Here is a 15,741-nt window from a genome sequence, read left to right as displayed (position 1 = left end):
TGATGGTTATGTATGATCAGTTATAGTGGAGGGGAGCAAAATAGTATTTTTTTACTTCTGCAGGAATTAATTTTCTGTCATAGGAGAAATATTGCAAGATTGTGCCTGCTAAGAATTTTATTTTTGTTCTACCCATCCAAACGGATTATTGAATGAATCTGACGATAAGTGCAAAGCAAGCTGACCGCAAACATCTGCTGATAGCACGAAGAACGATTGTCATAGATGACCTCGCGCTTGCGCCTTCCTTGCGTGAGTTTTTGCTTGCGGTAGTAAAGCAGCAGGTAACTGAATACAACAGTAAGTCTTCCGAAAAGAATTTACTTCCTTTTTTATCAAAACAGGAAATTGATAATCAGGCCAATACCGGCAAGATCGGATTGGGAAATATTTACAATGAAAACAAAGCTGATGTACTGGAAGCACAGGTTCTCGCAAAGACGCAGAGGGAGCAAAGAACGCAAAGATTTTTTTGTTTGATTATGACTGTTCGTTAGTATCAAAAAATGATAAAAACAGAAGCTAATTTTATCAGACTAAGAAATCTCTTGCGTTCTTTGCTCCCTCTGCGTCTTTGCGAGAAAAAAAACTATTCTTCTGTTATTCTATACGCACACCTGCGTGCACCTCCCAGTATATGATCCACGCGTTTTACGGAGACGGTTTTTCCCAATACTGTTTTGAAAGTACTTAATTCGGAGGCACAAAATCCCTGGCAAGTCTGTGCTGCCGCACAAATAGGGCAGTGGTTCTCTATCAGCAGGAAGCCTTCTTGGTCTTTTACATATTCCGCCATGTAGCCTTCCGAATCGCGGATACGGGCCAGCTGTTTTATTTTATCTTCGAGGGTAAGGTGAGGGTTCACATCCCGTTGATATTTGGCAGTGTTGCTTTTTTCATGGGCCTTGATTACCTGCTGCACGGCCTCTTCACCGAGCGTATCTCTCATCATATTGATCAGCTTCACTGTCAGCTCCGCGTGCGTATCCGGGAAACGGGCATGCCCTGCGTCGGTGAGTGACCATATTTGTTGTGGTCTGCCTCGTCCTTTAGCTACGGTGTCAGCCTGCACCACGCCCTCTCCGGCCAGTTTCAACAGCTGAAACCTTGCGCCTTCGGTGGTGATACCCAGGGCTTCCGCCACTACAGACAGTGGTTGCGGCCCTTTGGTCTTCAGTATCCAAACCGCTTTTTCACAATCCAGCATAATCTTATTCATAATTAACCAAGTATTTATTTGGTTTATTCGCAAAAGTACTAACTTTGTCGCAGGATTTAAAATTTAATGTTATGTCTTATAGGTTACCACTACTACCCGCCGCAATATCCATCATATTGTTATCCTGTCAGAGCAAGCAGCAGCAGAGCGATGCAACCGGTGCTCCCCCTGACTATCCCGTCATAACACTGGCTTCGCAATCTACTGTCATGTATACAGATTACCCGGCATCATTGCAGGGGCAGCAGAATATTGAGATCCGGCCTAAAGTGGACGGCTTTGTGGCGCAGATCTATGTGGATGAAGGCAACGCTGTAAAAAGAGGACAGTTGTTGTTCCGGATTAGTGCGCCGCAGTATGAACAGGAACTGCGTACTGCCAACGCGGCAGCAAAGAGCGCAGAGGCTGCCGTTAATACAGCAAAAATGCAGGTGGCTAAGGTAATGCCGCTGGTGAAGAAAGAAATCGTCAGTAACTATGAACTGGAAGCTGCGCAACTGACGTTGCAGGCACAGGAAGCTGCGCTGGCACAGGCGAAGGCCAGTGTGGAAAATGCCCGCATCAACCTGGGCTATACCACTATCTATAGCCCTGTTGACGGTGTGGTAGGCAGCTTGCCTTATAAGCTGGGAAGCCTTGTCAGCAGTAGCTCTCCGCAGCCGCTTACAACGGTGTCGGATATATCAAAAATATACGCCTACTTCTCATTCAACGAAAAGCAGTTTCTCGATCTGGCCGGAACTTCTACCGGCAGTGTGGAAGACAAGCTGAAGAAAATTCCGCCAGTATCTTTAGTGCTGGCTAACGGCGACGGGTATACGGAAAAGGGACACATAGAAACTGCCGGCGGTTTGATTAATGCCGGTACCGGAGCTGTATCTCTCCGGGCTGCCTTTCCCAATCCTGCCCGGCTGATCAGGAGCGGAAGCAGCGCTGTTATCCGTATAGAGCAGCCCGTTAATAACGCCATCCTGATTCCCCAGAAGGCCACTTACGAACTGCAAGGCAAACGCTTTGTATATACCGTAGATGCTTCCGGCACTGCAAAGAACACAGAAGTAACTGTCATGGATCTCTCCTCTGACGAAAGTTACGTAGTAAAGAGCGGTCTCAAAGCCGGCGACAGAGTTGTGATCAACGGCCTCAACGCCCTGAAAGACGGAATGAAGATCAAGCCAGTGCCTGCCACACTCACCAATAAAGCTACCGCACAGGCCAGGTAATTACTCATCATAAAAGACGCTTCAGCCATCCCGGTTAACTGCTCCCCGCAGCTAACCCTGCCACTGCTTTGTCTTTACTAATTCTATTATTATGCTGAAAAAATTTATTGATAACCCGGTACTATCTACCGTTATCTCCATTATCATCGTTATACTAGGTGTATTGGGATTGTTGTCGCTGCCGATCTCACAGTACCCTGAGATTGCGCCGCCCACTGTGGAAGTAGCCACCTCTTACCAGGGCGCCAGTGCCGACGTGGTGATGAAGAGTGTGATTATTCCGCTGGAAGAGCAGATCAACGGTGTGGAACACATGACCTATATGACATCCAAAGCCAGCAATGACGGAAGCGCTGTTATAACCGTGTTTTTCAAACAGGGCACTGACCCTGATCTGGCTGCCGTGAATGTGCAGAACCGCGTTAACAAAGCTACCAGCCTGATGCCCGCGGAAGTGATCAGGAACGGTATCACCACTACCAAAAAACTGAGCAGTGAAGTATTCAGCTTTCTGGTGTATAGTGAGAACAAATCATACGATGAAAAATTTCTCGACAACTATCTGCGCATTAATGTTGTGCCGCAGTTAAAGCGCATATCCGGCGTAGGAGATGTTGCTATGTACAGCGATCAGGCCTACAGTATGCGCATATGGCTGAAACCTGATGTGATGGCCAGTTATGGACTGATGCCCGACGATATTATCAATATCCTGAAAGAGCAGAATATAGAAGCCGCTCCCGGTAAGGTAGGAGAGAACAGCCGGAAGAATTTCCAGTACGTACTGAAATATACAGGCCGGTTGGAGAATCCTGAGCAGTTTGAGCATATCATAGTGCGCAATGGTGGCAACGGGCAGTTACTTCGGCTGAAAGATGTGGCCGATATAGAAATGGGGGCCTTCAATTACACCACCGATCTCAAAACCAACAGCTATGCATCTTCCGGCGGTGCTATCAGCCAGACCGCAGGCTCCAACGCCAACGAGGTGATCAAGGAAGTGGAACGCGTCTTTGCGGAGGCACAGGCAGGCTTCCCACCCGGCGTGAAGATCAGTACGTTCATCAACGTAAATGACTTCCTCGGTGCATCCATCAAAAAACTGATACAAACGGTCATTGAAGCGTTTATCCTGGTATTCATTGTGGTTTTCATCTTCCTGCAGGATTTCCGTTCGACGCTCATCCCGGCTATTGCTGTACCGGTAGCGATTATAGGCACGTTTTTCTTCCTGAAGATATTCGGTTTCACCATCAATCTGCTTACATTGTTTGCGTTGGTACTGGCGATTGGTATTGTGGTAGATGATGCTATTGTAGTGGTGGAAGCCGTGCATGCGAAACTGGACCACGGCGCCAAATCAGCCAGGAAAGCTACTATGCATGCTATGAGTGAGATCAGCACTGCGATTATTTCCATTACGCTTATTATGGCGGCTGTGTTTGTACCGGTTACTTTTATCACTGGTTCTGCCGGAGTATTCTACAAGCAGTTTGGTATTACGCTGGCTGTGGCGATTATTATCTCTGCGGTTAATGCGCTGACACTGAGTCCTGCGCTCTGCGCCATCCTGCTCAAGCCGCATCAGGAGCATACGGATGAAAAGAAAAATTTTATGCAGCGCTTTTATGCGGCCTTCAATGCCGCTTTCGATACCGTTACCCATAAATATATCAGGGCTGTACAATTGCTGATACGTCGCAAGTGGCTGGCGCTGGGCTGTATAGGCATCTTCAGTATTTCATTGTATTTTCTGCTGAAGACAACGCCAACCGGCTTCGTACCCAACGAAGACTCCGGCGCCATCTACGGTGATATTATCCTTCCCCCGGCCACCACGTTGGATCAGACTTCCATCGTGATGGACCAGGTAGACAGCATCGCCCGTTCCATACCTGAAGTAGTGGTCTCTTCCAGGCTGGCTGGTATGAACCTTATCAGCGGTACTGGTAGCTCTTACGGCGCACTGTTTCTTAGCCTGAAACCCTGGAAGGAGCGTACCAAACAGGGGCAGGACATCAACAGCATTGTAGGACAGTTGTTTGCGAAAACGGCTTCCATCAGGGGCGCCAGCATCATTTTCTTTGCAGCGCCCACCCTTCAGGGATTTGGTAACAGCAATGGTTTTGAATTCCAGTTACAGGATAAAACCGGCGGCAGTTACCAGGAGTTTGGCGGGGTGATCAACAACTTCATGCAGAAGATCAACAGCCGCCCTGAGATCATGTATGCTGCAACACCTTACAACACTGACTTCCCCCAGTATGAGGTGAGTGTAAACGTAGCAAAATGTAAAGAGGCGGGGGTTAGCCCCAGTATGGTGCTTAATACTTTGCAAGGCTATCTGGGTGGCATCTATGCGTCTGACTTTAACCGCTTCGGCAAACAGTACAGGGTGATGTTGCAGTCGGGCCCCGGATACCGTACCGACAAAGAGGACCTGCACAAGATCTTTGTGCGGAATGATAAAGGAGAGATGGCGCCCATCAATGCGTTTATTACGTTGCGGAAAACCAGCGGTCCTGAATTCATCAACCGCTTCAATCTGTATACCTCTGCGGCGGTTACTGGTCAGCCTAAACCGGGCTACAGCTCCGGGGATGCTATCAGGGCTATTAAAGAAGTAGCGGCAGAAACGTTGCCGCGCGGCTACAGCTTTGATTTCTCCGGTCTAACACGCGAAGAGATCTCCAGTGGGGGGCAGACCATACTGATCTTTGTGTTGTGTATTATCTTTGTATACTTCCTGCTAAGCGCACAATACCGCAGCTATATACTGCCTTTCTCTATCCTGTTATCGCTGCCGGTGGGACTTGCCGGCGCTTTTGCCTTTGCCCGCTTGTTTGGGTTAGACAACAATATCTTCCTGCAGATAAGTCTGATCATGCTGATAGGTTTGCTGGCGAAGAATGCGATCCTGATTGTAGAGTTTTCCCTGCAACGGAGGCGTAGTGGTCAGCGTCTGTTCCATGCGGCGATCTCCGGCGCTTCCGCACGTCTGCGCCCTATTCTCATGACGTCTTTTGCCTTTATCTTTGGCTTGATACCGTTGATGCTGGCTACCGGTGCGGGTGCGTTGAGCAACCGTTCCATTGGCACGGCCGCAGTGGGGGGCATGCTGATCGGTACTGTGTTTGGCGTATTCATTATTCCCGTGTTGTTTGTGATATTCCAGGCATTGCAGGAACGGATCACGGGTGCGCCTGCCGCGCAGAAAGAAGAAGAGGAGGAAGAAGTGACGGCAGCAACGTTGTAAAATATTCATCTCACAAAAAAACAATCATGATCAATAAATATAAATGGTTGCTGCCTGTTGTTGCGGTGCTGGCAGCCTGCAATATCACCAGAACATACCGGCAGCCGGATATCAATACTGCCGGTATGTACCGTAACCATTCCGGTACTGATACTATTACACTGGCTGTAAGGCCCTGGCAGCAGCTATTTACAGATGAGCGCCTGCAACAATTAATCAGTGCTGGTCTGCAACAGAACCTCGACCTGAAAATAGCCATGCAGCGGATCGAGGCTGCCAGGGCTGCCTTCAGAGCCAGCAGGCAGGCATTCCTGCCTGCGCTAAACGGGAACGCAGGTGTCAAGCAATCCCGGCTTGCCTACCCGCAGGGCTTTGGTATTTTCACTTCAAATACGCAGTACGACATTGGCCTTACTGCCACATGGGAAGCGGATATCTGGGGTAAGCTGCGCAGCGCCAAACGTGCGGCGTTAGCTGACCTGCTCCAGACGGTAGAAGCACAGCGGGCTGTGAGAAGTCAGTTGGTGGCGGATATTGCAACCTCTTATTACTCCTTGCTGGCACTGGATGAACAACTGGCTATTCTTCGGCGTACAGCAACAAACAGAGTGGAAGACGTAGCCGCCATGAAAGAGCTGAAGGCCTCTAATGTGGTAACCGGCGCGGCAGTTGTGCAAAGTGAAGCTAACCGCTATGCCGCGGAGGTAGCCATCCCTGACGTGTTGCAGCAGATCCGCGAAACCGAAAATGCATTGAGTATACTCCTGGCATTACCGCCAGATACCATACAGCGTGGGTTGCTGGAAAAACAACAGTTGCCTGATTCGTTGCTTGCCGGTGTACCGGCACAGCTGTTACAGAACAGGCCGGATGTGAAAGCAGCTGAACTGGCCTATCGGTCTGCTTTTGAAAACACTAATGTAGCACGCACTGCTTTTTATCCAACGCTGAGCATTACTGCCGCCGGAGGCTTCTCCAGCTTCGACTTTTCAAAATGGTTTACTTCTGATGGATTGTTTGGGAATGCAGTGGGAGGCATCACACAGCCGATATTTAACAGGGGCGCCAATAAGGCAAGACTGGCCATCGCAGAAGCGCGCCAGCAGGAGGCGTTGTATAGCTTTGAAAAAGCGCTGCGTACGGCAGGCAAGGAAGTGTCAGATGCATTGTATGCTTTTGAAGCGGCGCACGAAAAAGAAAGCAGTCGCGGAAAGCAGCTGGTGGCACTGGAAAAATCAGTGGACTTCACCAAAGAGCTGTTGAAATACAGTTCAGCTACCAACTATACAGATGTATTGACCTCAGAGCAAAGCCTGCTGGCTGCACAGATAGGAAAGGTGAATGATAAGTTACAGCAATGGCAGGCGGTGATAACACTATACCGCGCACTGGGAGGCGGGTGATCTTCCCGCAAAGGGAACAAAGATGTATTTGCTCCCTTTGCTCCTTTGCGGGAAACCTTTTTACAGGCTTTTCGCAATAGTAGTACAGTAACCTGCATATTTTGCCTGCGAAGCGGCGGGATAAGTGATCATGAGTGTCTGAAAAACGGCAGTAGCACCTTCTCCCAGGTAGTTGACATTTTTTTTGATCGTTTTACGGTAAACGATATTCCCGGATTTATCAGTGCCGGAGAAGATAAAATAGCTGGGCTTAACCACCTTATACACCACCTTAATATCACTGACAGCAGTTTTGTAAACATCGGTGATCTGGTCAAAGTCAGTAATGGCGAGACTCCCGAAGGCACGTATCTCGGCGCCGTCGCCGCCGGTGAAAATCTGTCCGTCGCCGTTGGGTGATTCCCCTTCTCCTTTGAAGTTGTTGGGGTAGGTAATGCAGAACACGAACCTGCCGTTGCAATATTCCTTATCTTTATCGCCGGGGCTGAAGGAGCATAATAACAATGCCATGCTTATTACAGCGAGTATGTGCCGGTAGTTGAATAGTTTCTTCATGTACTTTAATAATTTCGGAGGATAAAATTATAGAATATTAGTCTGACTAAGCATGTGTCATCGGTACTTTATCATCAACAAACCTTATAACATGGTTTCGCAGTTTGTGAGCGATGTGAAGGTGAACCTGCTCAGCGACCTTCCCTTTGCCTTCCCGGAAGGTACGCATGCAGTGGGCCGCCTGGACAGCGATTCGGAGGGTTTGCTGATTCTGACAACAAATGGAAGAGTGACCCGCTTATTATTTAATAAAGAAACCCCGCATATCAGGACCTATCTTGTAAAGGTGAAGGGTGTGGTAAGCGATAAGACGCTTCAATACCTGCAAACAGGGGTGCCTATACGAATTGCTCCCAGTGAAATGTACACAGCAGTTCCTGAAGAAGCCGTTATTGTATCTAGGCCGGAAGGGCTCTTTGAACGGGGAAATGATCTGCCTGAAAATGCACCGCATACCTGGCTGCGCATCACGTTAACAGAAGGCCGTCACCGCCAGGTGCGCAAAATGGTAGGGGCATTGAAACACCGCTGTCAGCGGTTGATACGGTTGTCTATTGAAGACCTGGAACTGGGAGATATGCAACCCGGAGATGTAAAGGAGTTGGAGGAAAAGGAATTCTTCAACCTGTTGAAGCTGGACGGGAATTAACAATAAATTTTTTCTTACCGTTGTAAACGACCGATTCCTGCGTTACATTTGTGGTATATTATAAAATATATTTTATCCCTAACATTTAACCCATGAAGATTTCTCTCTTCTGTACAGCGCTTGGATTTCTAATAATCCCCGCTGCAGTGAACGCCCAAATCCTGAACCAGACAAGTAAGCAGCCGAATGCAAATTTCAATATCAGTGGTAATGGTATTGCCCAAATGTTTAGGGCAGAAAAAAGCACCGATGAATCAGGGGCGGTGCACTTCGGAATTTATTCCGGACCTGACCAGTTGAGATGGGGTCTGGGCATGCTTAACACAGAGGCTGCAGGCAATCAAGGTGGTAATTTCACAATTTTTGGTTATGGTAATAGCAATGAATATCTGGGGGCGTATTTATCGATTTTGAGACGTGACGGTAGAATTGGCCTGGGCTGGGGAAATCCGCAGGCTAAACTGCATATGAATCTTGATGCAAATGGAAACATGCCAGCTATGCGTATCGGCAGGCCGGGTGATGCGGGTAATATTAACGTGCCGCAATATGCAGCGACCGGAGGATATGACATTGACTTCTATACCTGGCGAGACATGACACCAGACCAGATTGGAGCGAGGATCAGGGCCGAAAGGATAAACATCTACGCTAACAATAATGCACAGGTACAGGGAATGGACCTGGTGTTCAGTACTTCCGACGGTTGGGTAAGCACCAGCATTAAAGAAAAAATGCGTATCAGATACAATGGAGAAGTAGGTATTGGTACCACGGATACTAAGGGCTATAAACTTGCGGTGGCTGGTAGCATGATCGCTGAAAGGGTAAAAGTGAAGCAATATGTCAACTGGCCAGATTTTGTTTTTCATCAGGATTACCAACTTCCTTCGCTGGCGACGGTAGAAAATTATATCAAAGAAAATCAGCATCTCCCGGAAATTCCTTCCGCTGCTGATGTCGCAAAGAATGGTATAGATGTGGGAGAGATGAATGAAAAATTACTGAAGAAGATAGAAGAACTCACCCTCTACCTTATAGACCTCAAACACAGCAATGATGCGCTGAAGCAGGACAATGAACAGCTGAAACACCAGATGGAACAGGTGAAAGTGCAGCTGAGCGGATTAAAATCCCCACAGCAATAGGCAATTTCGCATTAGTTTTCCTATGATTTTCTTGTTACGTTTGCCCGGAAACTATGTAACAAGTGAATTATGAGAAAGCTTTTCAGATGGGCTGGCGTACTGGCGCTGGCGATGCAGTTGCAGGATGTCTTGGCTCAGACGCAGCGTTATCCGCTGATACCTTACCCACAACAGCTGACGCCGGCCGCAGGCGAGTTTGTGATCACCTCCGCCACAAAGCTGGCGTTGCCTGTGAATGCTGCCCTGTTCAGCAATGAAACGGCACAGTTGCAATCCCTGATAAAACAGGCATTAGGCGTTACGCTCAAAACGGGTAAAGGTGCAGGTGCTATTATATTGAAACAAGACTTACAGTTGAAAGGAGAGGAAGATTATACCATGCAGGTTGCTCCTGATCAGCTGTTGATTACCGCAAAATCACCAACCGGCTTCTTTCGCGCTGTGGAAACGCTACGGCAGCTGATGCCTTCTTCCATTGAAGGTGCAACCGGTGTTCGTCTTCCTGAAATATCCATCCCTGCGATGCAGCTGGAAGATCACCCGGTGTATAGCTGGAGAGGTATGCATCTCGATGTGTCGCGTCATTTCTTCTCCATAGCCTATCTGAAGAAGTACATTGATCTGCTGGCACTTTACAAAATGAACAAACTGCACCTTCATCTTACAGATGATCAGGGTTGGCGCATAGAAATAAAGAAGTATCCGTTGCTGACGCAGCAGGGGGCATGGCGTACGTTCAACAACCAGGATTCCGTCTGCATGCAGAAAGCCAGGGGGAATCCTGATATGGAGATCGACCGGCAGCATATAGTAAACAGAGGTGGAAAGACGCTCTATGGCGGTTTCTATACACAGGCGCAGATGCGCGATATTATTGCCTATGCGGCGGCACGTCATGTGGAGATCGTACCTGAGATAGATATGCCAGGTCATATGATGGCTGCTATCAAAGCTTATCCCTATCTTGCCTGCTCCGATAATACCGGTTGGGGTAAAGACTTTTCAACGCCTGTATGCCCCTGTAATGAAGCTACTTTTAAATTTGCAGAAGATGTATTCAGCGAGATAGCAGCGCTGTTCCCGTCAAAATATATTCATCTTGGCGCTGATGAAGTGGAGAAGACCAGCTGGGCGCAATCTCCGGTCTGCACTGAAGTGATGAAGGCTAATAACCTGAAGAATGTGGAGGAGCTCCAAAGTTATTTCGTGAAGCGTATGGAGAAATTCTTCCACTCCAAAGGCAAGCTGCTGATTGGGTGGGATGAAATACTGGAAGGTGGTATCAGTCCTACCGCTGTATTGATGTACTGGCGCAGTTGGGTGCCTGAAGCCCCGGTGAAGGCTGCTCAACACGGTAACCAAGTGATTATGACGCCGGGTAACCCACTTTATTTCGATTATCAGCCTGATCGCAATTCACTTTATAACGTTTATCACTTTAATTCGGTTCCTAAAGGGCTCACAGCCACCGAGGCCGCACATATTATTGGCGCGCAAGCCAATCTGTGGACGGAGTACGTTCCTTCAGAGCGGCGTGCCGATTACATGTTCATGCCCCGTATGACAGCGCTGGCGGAAGTATTATGGACGAACAATCACTATTACGATACATATCTGGAACGGCTACACGAACATTACAGCCGGCTGGATGCGCTTGGAGTACATTACCGCCTGCCTGACCTGGAAGGTTTCACTGAAGACAATGTCTTCGTAGATGCGGCAACGTTACAGGTGCGGAAACCCTTACCTGGATTGACGCTAAGGTATACCGCTGATGGTACTTTGCCGGATGCAACATCCAAAGAGCTGCCTGCTTCCCTGGAAATAACAACGCCTGCAGATCTGAAGCTGGCGGCGTTTAGTCCTGCCGGTAACCGGGGCGATATTTATACGCTGCATTACCGTCAGCAGGCATATGCAGAACCTGTGGCTGAAACTCCTGGCAGGAGCGGATTGCAGCTGGATTTCTTCAAAGGATCATTCAAAAGTGTGACAAAGCTCTCACAACAGGCAGACAGCACTACATGGGTGAGTAGTGTCACTATTCCAGAAGCACCGGGGCATAAGGGCGCCCCTTTCGGTGCAAAGCTGCGCGGATATGTTGAAGTGCCCGAAACCGGTGTCTACAGCTTCTTTCTGACTTGCGACGACGGAGGTATTCTGTATATAGATAATAAGCGGGTAGTGAACAATGATGGGCTGCATGCACCTTTGGTGAAAAGCGGACAGGTAGCATTAAAGAAAGGTGTACATCCTTTTGAGATTGCCTTTATAGAGGGCGGCGGCGGTTATACACTGAAACTTGAGTACAGCCTCAATGGGAGCAGGTTACAGCCTGTACCTGATTCATGGCTGAAGACGAAATAGGATCGTTTTTCACAGAGAAAGATAAAGGGAGCAAGGACACAGATCTTTGCTCCCTTTGTTTTTCTTTGTGGGAAATCTTTGCTTCTTTGAAGGAAATGTGTATTTTTGTTTTCTCCACTGATAGTATTTTAAAACTTAATAAAGAAACGCGCAGACCCAAACGTTGTACTGACAAGGCTTCTCAGGGCCTCAAGGGCAATGGGCACGGTCTGCGTTTTTTTATTCCCTCTCTTATCGTTGCTGATAGGGCCATTATGCCGGAATAAATATGCGTTATTTATTAAAGGTATAAAATACACGTAATCTATGAAAAATCACCTTATCAGAAAGATGCTGACCTGTCTCTCACTGTCAGCGCTAGCCGGAAACACCCTGGCACAGCAACAGGCGCCTGCCTACCCCCTGGTCACACATGATCCATATTTTAGTATCTGGTCTGCAGCAGATACGTTGAACAGCGCTACTACCATGCATTGGACGGGATCTCCGCAATCACTCACCGGGATGATTAAGGTGGACGGTACCGTGTATAGTGTGCTGGGCAAGGAATCCGGCAGATATACGGTCTTATTGCCCGCCTCTGACGAGAACGGCTATACGATGAAGTACACTGAAGCGCCACCACCGGAAGGATGGACGCAGCCGGGCTTTGACGACAGTCAATGGCAGACTGGCGCGGCGCCCTTCAGTGATGATGCTGGTCGCCGTGACGGCACACAATGGACCACTTTTGATCTCTGGACCAGGAGAACATTTGATCTGGATCATATTCCTGATGAAAAATTCATTCTGAAGATCTGTCATGATGACAACATCGATGTATATCTTAATGGCGAAAAGATCTACAATTATGTCGGCTGGCTGATCAAATACAAACTACAGGAAATACCGGACGAAGCAAGGCTGAAGCTGAAGCCGAAGGGCAATGTGCTGGCGGTTCACATTGCCAATACCCGCGGCGGCGCTTTCCTGGATTTTGGGATGGGATATGAAAAAAGAATGATGGAGGAGAACAATGTGCAGCGTGCGATACAAAGAAGTTCCACTTTCAATGCAACACAGACGGCTTATCACTTTGAATGTGGAGGTGTCAACCTTACGCTTACTTTTACGTCTCCCTTGCTCATAAAGGACCTTACGTTGTTGTCCAGGCCTGTGTCTTACGTGAGTTATAAAGTAGTGTCCAATGATCATAAAGCGCATGATGTGCAGTTGTATTTCGGCGCATCGTCGGCTATCTGTGTAAACCTGCCATCGCAGACGGTTGCTACGCAGCAGTATAATACAGGTGCCCTTTCCCTGCTGAAGGCAGGTACTGTAGAGCAACCCGTACTGAGGAAGCGCGGCGATGACCTGCGCATCGACTGGGGCTATATGTATGTGGCTACACCGCTGGCATCGAAGCCGGAGCAATATGTAGCCGGTCCTGATGTTGCAGTGGCGCATTTCACGAGTGGGCAGCCCATTACAGGGAAGACAGACAGAGATATAGTCCTCAGCACTATTGTGTCGCTTGGTAAGGTGAAAAGTACGCCGAAAGAACAGTTGTTTCTGTTAGGATATGATGATCTGTACGCTATACAATACTTTCATACCAACGTGAAGGCGTGGTGGAAGAGCGACTCCACACAAACCATCGAAAAGCAGCTGGATGCGGCTTTCAATGATTATACGGGCATCATGAAAAAGTGTGCGCTCTTCAATCAGCAGCTTTACAGAGATGCTGTAAAAGCAGGAGGGGAGCCTTATGCCAAGTTATGCGAACTGGCATACCGGCAGAGCATTGCAGCACACAAGCTGGTGAGAAGTCCGCAGGGAGAGCTGTTGTTTTTGTCGAAGGAGAACTTCAGCAACGGTTGTATCAGCACGGTTGATGTCACCTATCCGTCTGCGCCCTTATTCCTGTTGTATAATCCGAATCTGTTGAAGGGGATGATGAACGGCATTTTTCATTTCTCCGAGAGCGGCTTGTACACAAAACCTTTTGCAGCGCATGATCTTGGCACTTATCCGCTGGCCAATGGACAGGCATACGGAGAAGATATGCCCATTGAGGAATCAGGCAATATGCTGATCATGACGGGGGCCATAGCCCAGGCAGAAGGCAATGCAGAATATGCACGCAGGCACTGGAAAGTGCTGAGCATCTGGGCGGAATACCTGCTGAAGAATGGCTTTGATCCGGCCAACCAGTTGTGCACCGATGATTTTGCGGGACACCTAGCCCGTAATACCAATCTGTCTTTAAAAGCTATCATGGGTATACGCAGTTATGCCTATCTCGCGGAGCAACTGGGAGAAGTGGCGGTGGCAGCTCGTTACAAAGATAGCTCCAGGGTAATGGCTCAACGCTGGCTGCAATTGGCCGACGCCGGTGATCATTACTCACTGGTATTTGAAGATAAGGACACCTGGAGTCAGAAGTACAATATGGTATGGGATAAGGTACTCAACTTTAACCTGTTCCCGCCGGAAGTATACCGTAAAGAGACTTCTTACTACCTGGGGCATCAGCAGAAATATGGTCTCCCACTCGATAGCCGCAGAACCTACACCAAATCCGATTGGATCATGTGGACTGCGGTACTGGCAGATGATTTCAACGCCTTCGTTCAGCCGTTGTACGACTATATAACGGCTACGGATACACGTGTTCCACTGAGCGAATGGCATGACACTACTAATGGCAAGAAGATCGGTTTTCAGGCGAGGAGTGTAGTGGGAGGATATTTTATGAAGATGCTGGATGAGAAGATGAACCGGCAATAGCTGGGATTGATGTTGAGATTTTGGAATTACCTGGTGTAAGAATTTAAGCGAAGCGCAGATTATGTTGATTATTTTATTAACAACATTTGTTGATCGTTGCTTCGCTTAAATTCTTACACCAGGTAATTTCAAAATCACTCGAGTCCATCGTGGAATTTAATGGAGGCATGTGAACCGTCGCAATATGGTTTGTTTCTTGAAGCGCCGCACCGGCAGAGGGTTACGCGGTTTCTGATTTCATAAGGATTATTGGTGGCGTCGGCAATTTCGATACCACCACGTATCCATAGTGGTCCGCTTATGCCTTGTGCGGGGTCTTCGATGATGCCTATGGATGCTTCCAGTTGTGGTTCTATCGGTGTTTGTGTGGCCTTATCCCATGCGATGAGGCGCCCAGAAGGGCATTCGCTTGCCTGTTTGATGAATTGCTCTTTTATGGCAGGATCATCGGTTTCATTGACCATACCCCATACTTGTCCGTTAGGATCGCAGAAACGCGCGAAAGCGCATAGCTTCTGTACATCTGTCAGCAGCATAGCAGGGCCTTCCATCAAGTCGGCTTCTTCGATGTAATTGGTATGTCCCGCGGTTTCTGTGCCGTCAAACAGCGCTTGCTTGTGGGAGTTATCACAGAATGGTTTATTCCTGGAATGACCACAGCGACAAAGATAGAAGGGCTGCGACTCCGGCGTGATATGTCTTCCGGCTATCCATTCAATGGATTCCCCTTCTGTATTGGCGCCAATGGTTTGTATTTGCAGCGGCACATTACCACTTACCTGGTAAGGACCATTTTTGACTACTCTTATGCGGATATCTGGATGCTTTTCCATGCGAACCGTTTTGATACACTATAATTACAAGGATGCAGCGCATATTGTTGTTAGGTGGTAGCAATATCTTAAAATTAGCTACTGTAGAGGGTTTGAGGATATACTATTAAATTGAATGAGATAACTGATTAAAAATGAATGAAATAAATTTGGAGGTTATGAAGGAATGTGTATCTTTGCAATCCCTTTACAAAAAGGGAATGATTCCGTAGCTCAGTTGGTAGAGCAATACACTTTTAATGTATGGGCCCTGGGTTCGAGTCCCAGCGGGATCACCACCAAGAGTAAAAATAGAAACTCTTAAGTAATTAAAGCCTTG

At 48.0% G+C, this 15,741-nt stretch carries 12 protein-coding genes and 1 tRNA gene; 10 read left to right on the top strand and 3 right to left on the bottom strand.

Annotated elements, in window-relative coordinates; translation table 11 throughout:
* Positions 1–152 precede the first annotated feature (152 nt).
* Entirely contained in the window at positions 153–497 is a 345-nt protein-coding gene (locus VM802_RS27400) for a hypothetical protein (RefSeq protein WP_325536770.1), read from the top strand.
* Between the two features lie 92 nt (positions 498–589).
* Here VM802_RS27400 and VM802_RS27395 read toward each other — a convergent pair whose 3' ends face one another.
* Complete coding sequence (locus tag VM802_RS27395; protein WP_325536768.1) at positions 590–1,219, bottom strand: helix-turn-helix transcriptional regulator; 630 nt, start codon at positions 1,217–1,219, stop codon at positions 590–592.
* A 71-nt stretch (positions 1,220–1,290) separates the two neighbouring features.
* On the opposite strand from VM802_RS27395, the gene VM802_RS27390 reads away from it, so the two are divergent.
* The 3 genes from VM802_RS27390 to VM802_RS27380 all read left to right on the top strand — a co-directional run bounded on the left by VM802_RS27390 (position 1,291) and on the right by VM802_RS27380 (position 7,101).
* Positions 1,291–2,442, top strand: a complete 1,152-nt coding sequence (locus tag VM802_RS27390; RefSeq protein WP_325536766.1) for an efflux RND transporter periplasmic adaptor subunit — start codon at positions 1,291–1,293, stop codon at positions 2,440–2,442.
* Positions 2,443–2,533: 91 nt separating this feature from the next.
* Entirely contained in the window at positions 2,534–5,698 is a 3,165-nt protein-coding gene (locus VM802_RS27385) for an efflux RND transporter permease subunit (protein ID WP_325536764.1), read from the top strand.
* Between the two features lie 26 nt (positions 5,699–5,724).
* The gene (locus tag VM802_RS27380) at positions 5,725–7,101 is read left to right on the top strand and encodes a TolC family protein (protein WP_325536762.1); all 1,377 of its coding nucleotides are present in this window, start codon (positions 5,725–5,727) and stop codon (positions 7,099–7,101) included.
* Positions 7,102–7,161: 60 nt separating this feature from the next.
* Here the strand turns inward: VM802_RS27380 and VM802_RS27375 are convergent, their stop codons facing one another.
* Positions 7,162–7,656: a hypothetical protein gene (locus VM802_RS27375; protein ID WP_325536760.1), complete on the bottom strand. Its 495-nt coding sequence runs from the start codon at positions 7,654–7,656 to the stop codon at positions 7,162–7,164.
* 52 nt (positions 7,657–7,708) lie between these two features.
* Between VM802_RS27375 and VM802_RS27370 the strand changes: the two genes are divergently transcribed.
* From VM802_RS27370 to VM802_RS27350, 5 genes are all read left to right on the top strand, one after another.
* Positions 7,709–8,305 (top strand): pseudouridine synthase, encoded by a 597-nt coding sequence (locus tag VM802_RS27370; RefSeq protein WP_325536758.1) that lies wholly within the window; start codon positions 7,709–7,711, stop codon positions 8,303–8,305.
* Between the two features lie 92 nt (positions 8,306–8,397).
* Complete coding sequence (locus tag VM802_RS27365; protein ID WP_325536756.1) at positions 8,398–9,453, top strand: hypothetical protein; 1,056 nt, start codon at positions 8,398–8,400, stop codon at positions 9,451–9,453.
* Between the two features lie 69 nt (positions 9,454–9,522).
* Positions 9,523–11,820, top strand: coding sequence for a family 20 glycosylhydrolase (locus VM802_RS27360; RefSeq protein WP_325536754.1), 2,298 nt, complete (start codon positions 9,523–9,525; stop codon positions 11,818–11,820).
* The gene (locus VM802_RS27355; protein WP_325536752.1) at positions 11,802–12,086 is read left to right on the top strand and encodes a hypothetical protein; all 285 of its coding nucleotides are present in this window, start codon (positions 11,802–11,804) and stop codon (positions 12,084–12,086) included. Before VM802_RS27360 ends, VM802_RS27355 begins: the two co-directional genes overlap by 19 nt.
* A gap of 40 nt (positions 12,087–12,126) precedes the next feature.
* The gene (locus tag VM802_RS27350; protein ID WP_325536750.1) at positions 12,127–14,589 is read left to right on the top strand and encodes a glutaminase family protein; all 2,463 of its coding nucleotides are present in this window, start codon (positions 12,127–12,129) and stop codon (positions 14,587–14,589) included.
* A 134-nt stretch (positions 14,590–14,723) separates the two neighbouring features.
* On the opposite strand, the gene VM802_RS27345 is transcribed toward VM802_RS27350, so the two are convergent.
* Entirely contained in the window at positions 14,724–15,422 is a 699-nt protein-coding gene (locus VM802_RS27345) for a CDGSH iron-sulfur domain-containing protein (RefSeq protein ID WP_325536748.1), read from the bottom strand.
* Between the two features lie 202 nt (positions 15,423–15,624).
* Between VM802_RS27345 and VM802_RS27340 the strand changes: the two genes are divergently transcribed.
* Positions 15,625–15,700, top strand: a tRNA-Lys gene (locus VM802_RS27340).
* Positions 15,701–15,741 lie beyond the last annotated feature (41 nt).

The sequence above is a fragment of the Chitinophaga sp. genome (assembly GCF_035538455.1).
In the GTDB taxonomy this organism is placed as follows: Bacteria; Bacteroidota; Bacteroidia; order Chitinophagales; family Chitinophagaceae; genus Chitinophaga.
This window is presented reverse-complemented; position numbering and strand designations above follow the sequence as displayed.

Excerpts from the sequence above, each read along its gene's own strand:
- VM802_RS27400 (WP_325536770.1), top strand. The coding sequence starts at position 153 with ATGAATCTGACGATAAGTGCAAAGCAAGCTGACCGCAAACATCTGCTG.
- VM802_RS27395 (WP_325536768.1), bottom strand. The coding sequence starts at position 1,219 with ATGAATAAGATTATGCTGGATTGTGAAAAAGCGGTTTGGATACTGAAG.
- VM802_RS27390 (WP_325536766.1), top strand. The coding sequence starts at position 1,291 with ATGTCTTATAGGTTACCACTACTACCCGCCGCAATATCCATCATATTG.
- VM802_RS27385 (WP_325536764.1), top strand. The coding sequence starts at position 2,534 with ATGCTGAAAAAATTTATTGATAACCCGGTACTATCTACCGTTATCTCC.
- VM802_RS27380 (WP_325536762.1), top strand. The coding sequence starts at position 5,725 with ATGATCAATAAATATAAATGGTTGCTGCCTGTTGTTGCGGTGCTGGCA.
- VM802_RS27375 (WP_325536760.1), bottom strand. The coding sequence starts at position 7,656 with ATGAAGAAACTATTCAACTACCGGCACATACTCGCTGTAATAAGCATG.
- VM802_RS27370 (WP_325536758.1), top strand. The coding sequence starts at position 7,709 with ATGTGTCATCGGTACTTTATCATCAACAAACCTTATAACATGGTTTCG.
- VM802_RS27365 (WP_325536756.1), top strand. The coding sequence starts at position 8,398 with ATGAAGATTTCTCTCTTCTGTACAGCGCTTGGATTTCTAATAATCCCC.
- VM802_RS27360 (WP_325536754.1), top strand. The coding sequence starts at position 9,523 with ATGAGAAAGCTTTTCAGATGGGCTGGCGTACTGGCGCTGGCGATGCAG.
- VM802_RS27355 (WP_325536752.1), top strand. The coding sequence starts at position 11,802 with ATGGCTGAAGACGAAATAGGATCGTTTTTCACAGAGAAAGATAAAGGG.
- VM802_RS27350 (WP_325536750.1), top strand. The coding sequence starts at position 12,127 with ATGAAAAATCACCTTATCAGAAAGATGCTGACCTGTCTCTCACTGTCA.
- VM802_RS27345 (WP_325536748.1), bottom strand. The coding sequence starts at position 15,422 with ATGGAAAAGCATCCAGATATCCGCATAAGAGTAGTCAAAAATGGTCCT.